Origin of the sequence: Geobacillus sp. B4113_201601 (assembly GCF_001587475.1) — a bacterium.
In the GTDB taxonomy this organism is placed as follows: Bacteria; Bacillota; Bacilli; order Bacillales; family Anoxybacillaceae; genus Geobacillus; species Geobacillus icigianus.
Genome location: NZ_LQYX01000080.1, coordinates 3,838 through 12,867 on the forward strand (window position 1 = coordinate 3,838; position 9,030 = coordinate 12,867).

The 9,030-nt window shown below is 50.1% G+C and carries 10 protein-coding genes, 1 rRNA gene and 1 pseudogene; 3 read left to right on the forward strand and 9 right to left on the reverse strand.

All coding sequences use genetic code 11. From position 1 onward, the window contains the following. Positions 1 to 547 precede the first annotated feature (547 nt). Both B4113_RS21200 and B4113_RS21205 read left to right on the forward strand, forming a co-directional pair. Positions 548 to 711, forward strand: a pseudogene (locus tag B4113_RS21200) (transposase); the annotation flags it as partial. 205 nt (positions 712 to 916) lie between these two features. Next, on the forward strand, positions 917 to 1,075 hold the full coding sequence (locus B4113_RS21205) for an IS3 family transposase (protein ID WP_081897147.1): 159 nt from the start codon (positions 917 to 919) through the stop codon (positions 1,073 to 1,075). A 351-nt stretch (positions 1,076 to 1,426) separates the two neighbouring features. Here the strand turns inward: B4113_RS21205 and tatC are convergent, their stop codons facing one another. From tatC to moaC, 4 genes are read right to left on the reverse strand one after another with little or no spacing between them, the layout of a single operon-like run. Further along, positions 1,427 to 2,170, reverse strand: a complete 744-nt coding sequence (gene tatC, locus B4113_RS11210; protein ID WP_033842609.1) for a twin-arginine translocase subunit TatC — start codon at positions 2,168 to 2,170, stop codon at positions 1,427 to 1,429. 19 nt (positions 2,171 to 2,189) lie between these two features. Further along, positions 2,190 to 2,342, reverse strand: a complete 153-nt coding sequence (gene tatA / locus B4113_RS11215; RefSeq protein ID WP_033842610.1) for a twin-arginine translocase TatA/TatE family subunit — start codon at positions 2,340 to 2,342, stop codon at positions 2,190 to 2,192. After that, complete coding sequence (locus B4113_RS11220; RefSeq protein WP_033842611.1) at positions 2,339 to 3,001, reverse strand: redox-sensing transcriptional repressor Rex; 663 nt, start codon at positions 2,999 to 3,001, stop codon at positions 2,339 to 2,341. Before B4113_RS11220 ends, tatA begins: the two co-directional genes overlap by 4 nt. A 15-nt stretch (positions 3,002 to 3,016) precedes the next feature. Further along, positions 3,017 to 3,505, reverse strand: coding sequence for a cyclic pyranopterin monophosphate synthase MoaC (gene moaC, locus B4113_RS11225; protein ID WP_033844717.1), 489 nt, complete (start codon positions 3,503 to 3,505; stop codon positions 3,017 to 3,019). 98 nt (positions 3,506 to 3,603) lie between these two features. Between moaC and B4113_RS11230 the strand changes: the two genes are divergently transcribed. Next, positions 3,604 to 5,529, forward strand: a complete 1,926-nt coding sequence (locus tag B4113_RS11230; protein WP_033842612.1) for an ABC-F family ATP-binding cassette domain-containing protein — start codon at positions 3,604 to 3,606, stop codon at positions 5,527 to 5,529. A gap of 327 nt (positions 5,530 to 5,856) precedes the next feature. On the opposite strand, the gene tsaD is transcribed toward B4113_RS11230, so the two are convergent. The 5 genes from tsaD to rrf all read right to left on the reverse strand — a co-directional run bounded on the left by tsaD (position 5,857) and on the right by rrf (position 8,833). Next, entirely contained in the window at positions 5,857 to 6,873 is a 1,017-nt protein-coding gene (tsaD, locus tag B4113_RS11235) for a tRNA (adenosine(37)-N6)-threonylcarbamoyltransferase complex transferase subunit TsaD (RefSeq protein ID WP_033842614.1), read from the reverse strand. Next, entirely contained in the window at positions 6,866 to 7,321 is a 456-nt protein-coding gene (gene rimI / locus B4113_RS11240; protein ID WP_033842616.1) for a ribosomal protein S18-alanine N-acetyltransferase, read from the reverse strand. Before rimI ends, tsaD begins: the two co-directional genes overlap by 8 nt. Then, positions 7,281 to 8,021 (reverse strand): tRNA (adenosine(37)-N6)-threonylcarbamoyltransferase complex dimerization subunit type 1 TsaB, encoded by a 741-nt coding sequence (tsaB, locus tag B4113_RS11245; RefSeq protein ID WP_033842618.1) that lies wholly within the window; start codon positions 8,019 to 8,021, stop codon positions 7,281 to 7,283. Before tsaB ends, rimI begins: the two co-directional genes overlap by 41 nt. Then, positions 8,018 to 8,476, reverse strand: coding sequence for a tRNA (adenosine(37)-N6)-threonylcarbamoyltransferase complex ATPase subunit type 1 TsaE (tsaE, locus tag B4113_RS11250; RefSeq protein ID WP_033020404.1), 459 nt, complete (start codon positions 8,474 to 8,476; stop codon positions 8,018 to 8,020). The genes tsaB and tsaE overlap by 4 nt, the downstream gene beginning before the upstream one ends. 240 nt (positions 8,477 to 8,716) lie before the next feature. Continuing rightward, a 5S ribosomal RNA gene (rrf, locus tag B4113_RS11255) occupies positions 8,717 to 8,833 on the reverse strand. Between the last annotated feature and the right edge of the window lie 197 nt (positions 8,834 to 9,030).

Here is a 9,030-nt window from a genome sequence, read left to right on the forward strand (position 1 = left end):
GAGGAAATCTCATGAATGAAATGATTTATATTTTGCTTTTAATTATTTCTTTTTTTATTTTGTTTTTCCAAATAAAAAGTAAAAAAATAGACTTAAAGGGTCTTTCCATCAAAATAATCACTATTGTTCTCATATTATCGTTATTGGCGTGGATAAGCAAATGGATGTAGAAACAAGTGTGAGTAAAATATTTGCGGGTGACGTTCAGGAAGTATCCCCCCATATGCCCGTCAAGTATAGCGGTATAACTCACATTTCGCACCCTCTCGACAAAAATCGGGAGGATTTTTTTATCTTCCTGTCGCCCCCCGAGTTCGACAGTTTTGAGGCCATTTTAGGCAAACGAAAATGGCCAGAATGCTGCAATATCAAGGATTTCATGATGCAGATCCTAGGAAAAAACGCTGAATTTCATAGGCACACGACTTTCCTACTTTAACTTTTAAAATGGATGGATATTGGTTATAATATAGGCATGTACACACGACGAGTCACACCAAAAAAGAACGATGGAATCACCTTAGCTTACCTCCATCATGAATCGTGACCGAACGTAAGGGACGAATGCGAACGTCTCATGCTTGGACATTTTTCTTCAAAAAACGGCGACCTTGGTCAACAACCGAACTGACGGCAAAACAAGCGCAACTCTTTGTAGCTCTAGGGCTGGAGCCTCCTCCGAAGATTCTAGGCATTCATCCTCGCACCTAGAAGGCCGGTGAAAAACGGCTGAGTCCCTTCATCAATAATGGGAGAACACGTGAAAAGCAGAGTCGATGCACCAAGGTTTTTCTCATTGCGAAGTGACATTGCCAAGCCGTGTCTAAGATTAAATCACCAGCCCCCTAGATACACGCCCAACGTATGCCCCAATGCCTCTCGTCCCTTTGGTATCAAGGGATGAGAGGCATTTTGTTTGCCTAGGTCGAACTCGGGTTTCCATCTATACTCGTTTCGCACAGCCGAAGAGGTGAAGGAGGCTGTACACCAATATATTCGTTTTTATAACCACGAACGTTTCCAAAAGAAATTAAACAACCTGAGCCCTTATGAATATAGGACTCAGGCTGCTTAAATGTGCTTTTTTATTCTTGTCTACTTGACAGGGGTCACTTCACCATCGGGACACCTTTTTTTATGATATGCCCATCCGTGCTCCCTTAATCTGTTTCTCGCGAACATCCCCGTCGGCAAGTGGCGATTTTCATCCCCGTCTGGAGGGAAGATCACAACTTGCCCGTGGACCTTTCCCGTGAAAATACCGGACTGACGCGGATTTGCATCCCCGGGTGAAGGGCAGATCGCGCTGCCCATAGATCTTTCCCATGAAAATGCCGGACCGGCGCGAGATTTTCACCCCCGAGTGGAGGGCAGATCGCTGCCTATGGAATTTTTTGTTTGAGAATGGCTTTGGCCGTGCGCCGCTTTACTCGTTGTCTCCTTGCTCCGCCGCTGATCGCGCCTTCCGGTAGCCGATTTTTGCGATCCAAATGCTCCCTTCATACAAAAGCGTGAGCGGAATCATGACGATCACTTGCGACAACACATCGGGCGGCGTGATAATCGCCGCGATAATTAACAGCACCAAATACGCATACTTGCGAACGCGAACAAGAAACTGCGGCGTGATAAGCCCTAAGCGAGTGAAAAACAGCACCACGATCGGCAACTGAAACACAACGCCAAACGGCAGCACAAGCTGAAGCAGAAACTGGAAATATTCGTTAATGCCGATCATTTGCTGGACCCCCAGCTGTTTAGCCAGCTGGTTCATAAATCGAACGACAAATGGAAACAAAACGAAATAAGCGAAGCTGACGCCGCCCAAAAAAAGAACAATCGATGCCGGAATATAGCTTAGCGTTACCTTCCGCTCTTTTTCATACAGACCGGGGCTGACAAACGCCCAAATTTGATACAGCAGCACCGGAGACGTCAGCACGGCGGCAATGACAAAAGCAAACTGAAAGTATACTTTGATCGGATCGGTCAGGCGAAAGGCGTTCATGGTCAGCTGCTTTGTCTCAGCCGTCCGTTGCAAATAGATAATGACATCATCGACGAAAAAGAAGCTCGCCACCAACGCCGCAGCGAAAAAAACGAGCACAATGATCAGCCGCCTTCGCAGTTCACCGAGGTGTTCATACACTGACATCTCTTTGTCATTCATGGTTCCTCATCCCGCCTTATCACCGGTCGGTTTTCGTTTCGTCCTCATCCGCAAGACCCTTGGTGGCGTCTTTGAACTCGCGCAGCGACTCGCCAAACGAACGCCCTAGTTCCGGCAGCTTTTTCGTGCCAAACAACAGCAAAATCAAAACAGCCAGCAATATATATTTCATGAATGATTCTCTCCTTTTGCCGATGGCGATGGATAGTTTTTCAAAAAGTACACAAGCGATTGCAGCTCAATGGCCAAATCGATGTGGTGAACGCGAATATGGTCAGGCACGTTCAGCCGCGCCGGAGTAAAGTTTAAAATTCCTTTAATCCCTTGGGCGACAAGGCGATCGGTCAACGCCTGAGCCGCGGAGGCCGGCACGGTTAAAATAGCGACCGGAATGTCGCCGCGCAGCCGTTCTTCCAGCTCATCGAGATGATAGACGGGCACGCCGCCGACTGTCGTCCCTACTTTTTGCTTATCAACATCGAACGCCATCACAATTTTCGTGTTATTGTTTTTCGAAAAATTATAGTTTAAAAAAGCGGTGCCTAAATTGCCGACTCCAAACAGCGCCACTTCAGTCACTTCATCCTCTTCCAACGTCTGGCGAAAAAACGACAACAAATAATGGACATTATACCCGTATCCTTTTTTGCCGAGCGCGCCAAAATACGAAAAATCGCGGCGGATCGTCGCTGGATCGACTTTCACCGCCTCGCTCAGCTCAGCGGAAGAGACGCGCTGCTTTCCTGATGCATGCAAGTTCTTTAAAAATCGGTAATAAAGCGGCAGCCGCTTAGCCGTCGCTTGCGGAATTTTCGGTTGTTCATTGCTCATTGTCTCATCCCCTAGCTAATCGGTTTTCCGTCGATAATGGCCGGATTTCCCGCCCGTTTTTTCGACCAAATACGTCGGACCGATCGTCATCCCTTTGTCGAGCGCCTTACACATGTCGTATACCGTCAACGCACAAACCGAAACAGCCGTCAGCGCTTCCATTTCCACCCCCGTGCTCCCTTTCGTTTTCACGGTCGCTGTAATGACAAGACGAGGCTCGGTTTCTTCATGCTCCCAAGAAAACGTGAAATCGACGCTCTTTAGCATCAGCGGGTGGCACATCGGGATCAGGTCAGCCGTTTTTTTGGCGGCCATGACCCCTGCCACTTGGGCGACGGCCAGCACATCCCCTTTTTTAATGTCACGGCCTTTGATTTTTTCATAAATTTCTTGGCTGACAGTGACGTTCGTTCGCGCCACCGCGACCCTGACCGTCTCTTCTTTGCCCGTGATATCGACCATCTTCGCGCGTCCCTCTTCATTAAAATGGGTAAACGATGACAAAGCCATCTCCTCCATGTCTACACTATACATGATTTTTCTCCTTCTGTCTTTGACCGTCTGAGCGACATACGTTAAACTATTCCGAGAGGTGAACCGACATGATGATTTTGCAAGTGCGTGGACTCACGAAATATTTTGGCGCTGACCTTATTTTATCGAATATTAAACTAGAAATACAGTCCCGCGACCGCATCGCCCTTGTCGGCCGAAACGGAGCGGGAAAATCGACATTATTAAAAATCATCGCCGGCGAACTATCTTTTGACAGCGGTGAAATCATCAAACCAAACCATCTCAAAATCGGCTATTTGGCACAACAGAGCCGGTTGGAATCATCACGCTCCATTTGGGAGGAAATGCTCGACGTGTTCGCACCGCTTCAAGCGATGGAACAACAGCTGGCTGCGCTCGGCTCTCAGCTTGGCGATCCCGATGTGCTCGCCGATCCCGTCCGCTATGAAAAAACGCTGAAAATGTACGATGAACTGCAAGAGCAGTATAAGGAACAAGGCGGCTATCAATATGAGGCCGACATTCGTTCCGTCTTGCACGGATTGCAATTTTCTTCATACGATTATCAAACAACGCCGGTCTCTTCGTTAAGCGGCGGACAGCGAACACGGCTCGCTCTCGGAAAGCTGCTGTTGTCCAAGCCGGATTTGCTGATTTTAGACGAACCGACCAACCATTTAGACTTGGACACACTCGCTTGGCTGGAACAGTATTTGCAGGCATATCCGGGCGCCCTCTTGCTCGTCTCCCATGACCGATACTTTCTCGACAAAGTTGTCAATCACGTGTACGAGCTGTCCAACGCCAAGCTGCGGACGTACAACGGCAACTACAGCCGCTATCTGGAACTGAAAGCGCAGCAATATGAGCAAGAGCTACAGCGATATGAAAAACAACAGGAAGAAATCGCCCGATTGCAAGAGTTTATTCAGCGCAACATCGCCCGCGCCTCGACGGCCAAGCGGGCGCAAAGCCGGCGCAAACAGCTGGAGAAAATGGAGCGAATGGAACGGCCTGTCGGAGAGGAAAAATCGGCATCATTTTCTTTCACGATCGAACGACCAAGCGGTCAACAAGTGCTCATCGCTGAAGACGTGGCCGTCGGTTACCGGAACGAGCCGGTCATTCGTCATATCAGCTTCCGCATCGCCCGCGGCGAAAGCGTCGCGTTGGTCGGTCCAAACGGCATCGGCAAATCTACACTGTTGAAAGCCATCGCCGGGCAGCTTTCCATTCAGGCCGGACATTTGCGCTACGGCACGAACGTTCAAATCGGATATTATGATCAAGATCAAGCCGACCTGTCGTCCAATAAACGAGTCATGGACGAATTATGGGATGCTTCCCCCCTTAAAACAGAAAAAGAAATCCGAACGATACTCGGCAACTTCCTGTTTTCGGGCGATGACGTTTTAAAACCGATCTCAGCGTTGAGCGGCGGGGAAAAGGCGCGCTTGGCGCTCGCGAAGCTGATGCTCCAGCAGGCCAATTTTCTCATTCTGGACGAGCCGACCAACCATTTAGACCTCGACAGCAAACAAGTGCTCGAACAGGCATTGATTGACTATCCAGGCACCATTTTGTTCGTCTCCCACGACCGCTATTTCATCAACCGCATCGCTACGAAGGTGCTCGAGCTGTCAAGCGACGGCCTTAGCGAATATTTGGGAGACTATGACTACTATATCGCCAAAAAAGAAGAAATGCGTGAGTTAGCCCGTTTGGATGCCAGCCCAATCGTTCCGAGCAGCAACGAGTCGGCGAAATCTGTTTATGAACAAGAAAAAGAGGAAAAAAGACGCCAGCGTCAACGTCAACGCCGTCTAGCCGAAATCGAAGCAGAAATCACCGCGCTTGAAGAGCAAATCGCCCAAGCCGAACAGCGACTATGCGATCCGTCCGTTTATGACGACTACGAAACAGCACAACAGCTTGTGCAAGAAAACGAGGAGCGAAAGCAGCAAGTGGAACAACTGCTGGCCGAATGGGAGCAGCTTTATGACTCACCATAACCAACCGCCCGCCGGTTATTTCGGTGGGCGGTTTTAATTAGTCACACTATCCACAAAGAAATCCACAATCTATCCAGTGAAATATAGGTTATTCACCGATTTTTCCACATTGTCCACAAAAAACAGCTCAATTTTGTTCAACATAGCTGTGTATTATTTTCCTCATACTCATCCTATTTACGCCATATTTCCACATCATCCACAACCTGTGGATGAAACTATGCACAAATCGAGCCACCAATCCATCCTTGCCGTCTAAAAAAAGAAACGGCGGTTGGCCCGCCGCCAAAACCGCCGATTGTGCCCATCGGTTTGTCCTTCGTTACATTATGCCAACGGCAAGCTCGGATCAGCGTTCAATGCCAAATCTGACCGCCTGCCTTGCCAGTACAACATCGTGCCCGCGGCCGCAATCATCGCCGCATTATCGGTACACAACGATAACGGTGGAATAACCAGCTCCACACCGGGGAGCTCCTGCCTCATTCGCTCCCCTAATGCAGTCCGCAACCCGCGGTTGGCCGCCACTCCACCAGCGAGCAACACTTGCCGGACGCGATATTGTTTGGCTGCTTGCAAAGTCTTTGTCGTCAACACTTCAACCACGCTAGCTTGAAAACTGGCTGCCATCTGCTTCGGATCGATCTCCTCGCCGCGCTGTTTAGCACGATGAAGCGTATTCAACACCGCCGATTTTAAGCCGCTGAAACTGAAATCATACGATCCTTCCTCAAGCCACGCCCGCGGCAAATCAATGGTCGGTTCTCCTTCTTGGGCCAACCGGTCAATGTGCGGCCCTCCCGGATACGGAAGCCCCAAAGCGCGAGCCACTTTGTCATACGCCTCACCGGCGGCGTCATCTCTCGTTTCACCAATCACCTTGAATTTGACGTGCTCTTCCATGTAAACGAGCTCTGTATGCCCTCCGGAAACGACCAGAGCCAAGAGCGGAAATTTCATTTCCGACACGAGCTGATTGGCATAAATATGCCCGGCGATATGATGCACGCCGACAAGCGGAATGCCGTGAGCAAACGCCAACGCTTTCGCCGCGTTCACTCCGACAAGAAGCGCCCCGACAAGCCCTGGCCCTGCTGTCACAGCGATAGCCTGAAGGTCGGTAAATGACACTTTCGCCTGCTGCATCGCCTCTTCAATCACGAGCGTAATTTGCTCCACATGGTGGCGCGAGGCGATCTCAGGAACGACGCCGCCAAACCGCCGATGACTTTCCATCTGTGAAGCGACCACATTGGACAGAATGGCTCTTCCGTTTTTAACAACCGCGGCGGCAGTCTCGTCACAGCTTGTTTCAATCCCTAATACATACACATCTTCATTCATGTAGCTTCACCCACATCACCAACGCATCCTCAAAATTATCGGGATAATATCGTTTTCGAATACCGCCGTTGCGAAACCCGAGTTTCCGATATAACGATTGAGCGACATGATTGGACACACGCACTTCCAGCGTCATCGTCACTGCCCCTTGTCGCCTCGCCAGATCCATCAGACAACGCATCAACGCCTCACCAAGTTTTTGGCCACGAAATTCGGGAAGAATAGCAACATTCGTGACGTGCGCTTCATCAATGACCAACCACATCCCGGCATAGCCAATGATTCGCCCTCGATGCACCATTACAATATAGAGAGCGTAGCGGTTGTACATCAACTCATGATAAAACGACTCCCGACTCCAAGGCGCGGTAAACGATGCCCGCTCCACCTGCACAACTTCATCAATATCATGAATGGTCATTGGCCGAAATTGTACATCGATCCCCATCGTTTCGTTCCCCTTTTTGTTTTGCGAGCCATTTCACCTCCGCTTCAGCCAAGCGGAGGTAATCTGGCACAAACGTATGGGCATTTCTACGCTCTTTTTCTTTACCGAGCATCACCAGCTCGCTCGGGCGCGGCAACGCCAATGACGGAGGAGCCATATGGGCCCGCCCACCTAGGACGCGCTGAAACAGCTCGTGATATAACGGCACATCCGCACCAATGAACAATACGTCCTCTCCCCGCTCTCCTAGTCGCCGCGCCCACTCATCCGCCACCACAAGTTGATCCGGTTCAACTTGGCGAAGCACACTCCCGTCGCTGTGATAAAGCCCAGTATAAATGTGCCCACGCCGCGCATCAAACAATGGGACAATCAAACCAGAGAAGCAACGGCCGTTGGCGGCGAGCACTTCAAGGCTCGACACACCGGCGATCGGAATACCGAGCGACCAAGCGAGCGTTTTCGCAATCGTCACGCCAATTCGTACTCCTGTATAAGACCCGGGCCCTTTGGCCACTACGATCAAATCAAGGTCTTTCGGGGCCATCCCACATTGGCGAAACAGCGATTCGATAGCCGGCATCGCACGGAGCGAATGATCTTTTTTCACATTCGTGATCCATTCGCCCTTCACAACATTTCCATCCGCCAAAGCAAGACCAAGTGGTGTGTTTGATGTATCAATCCCTAATACTTTCATGCGCCAAAAATCTCCTCGCATAACTGTTCATAGCGTTGTCCCAGCGGCTCAAAACGAAGCAGCCGTTCATCCCCACCGCGGTCAAGCAAATACACTGTCAGACGTTCGGCCGGAAGCTGGCCAGCAATCAAGTGTGCCCACTCCACAACCGTAATCCCGTCACCGCCAAAGTATTCATCAAAGCCAAGATCCTCCCATTCATCCTCAAGACGGTACACATCCATATGGTAAAGGGGCAATCGGCCTTCGTACTGCTTGATGATGGTAAACGTTGGACTGTTGACGTTTTGCTGGATGCCTAATCCTTCAGCCAATCCTTTCGTAAATGTCGTCTTTCCCGCACCGAGGTCACCCTCAAGCGCAATCACCATTCCCGGTTCAAGGCGTTCCGCAAGACGACGGGCGACCGCTTTCGTTTCTTCAGAAGAATGTACAAGCAGCTCGACATGCTTCATTCTGTTCCACCTTATTCCATTTTATCATCTTCACTCTCGCTTTTGAAATTGTACCATAAGAAAATGCTGCATCGCTACTTCCAACTCCAAGACGGCATACCAGCATAAAGAAAGCAAAGAAAAAGGACGATCCACAAGCCATTTCCATTTAACTGGCCGCTGGATCGTCCACGTCTAGAGATTATTTTAGAAAAGAAAAAAGGGAATTAGGCGTGTCGCTACTCCCTGGTGAATTTGATTGCCTAGCAGCGACCTACTCTTGCAGGGGCGCTGGCCCCAACTACCATCGGCGCTGGAGGGCTTAACTTCCGTGTTCGGGATGGGAACGGGTGTTTCCCCTCCGCTATCACCACTAGGCAAGTTATTCCGTTTTTCATCAATCATTATACCAGAAAATCAATTCCTGTCAAGAAGGAACGCATTCCTTCAAAACTAGATAACCGTCGGAAGAAGCCGCGTATCACACTGTCTAGCTTCAGCCGCCATCGGCTCGCGACGCTTCGGTCCTGCTGTGGTGGCATAGCCTCCTCGCAGGCCCTCCAGCGCGTTTCGCC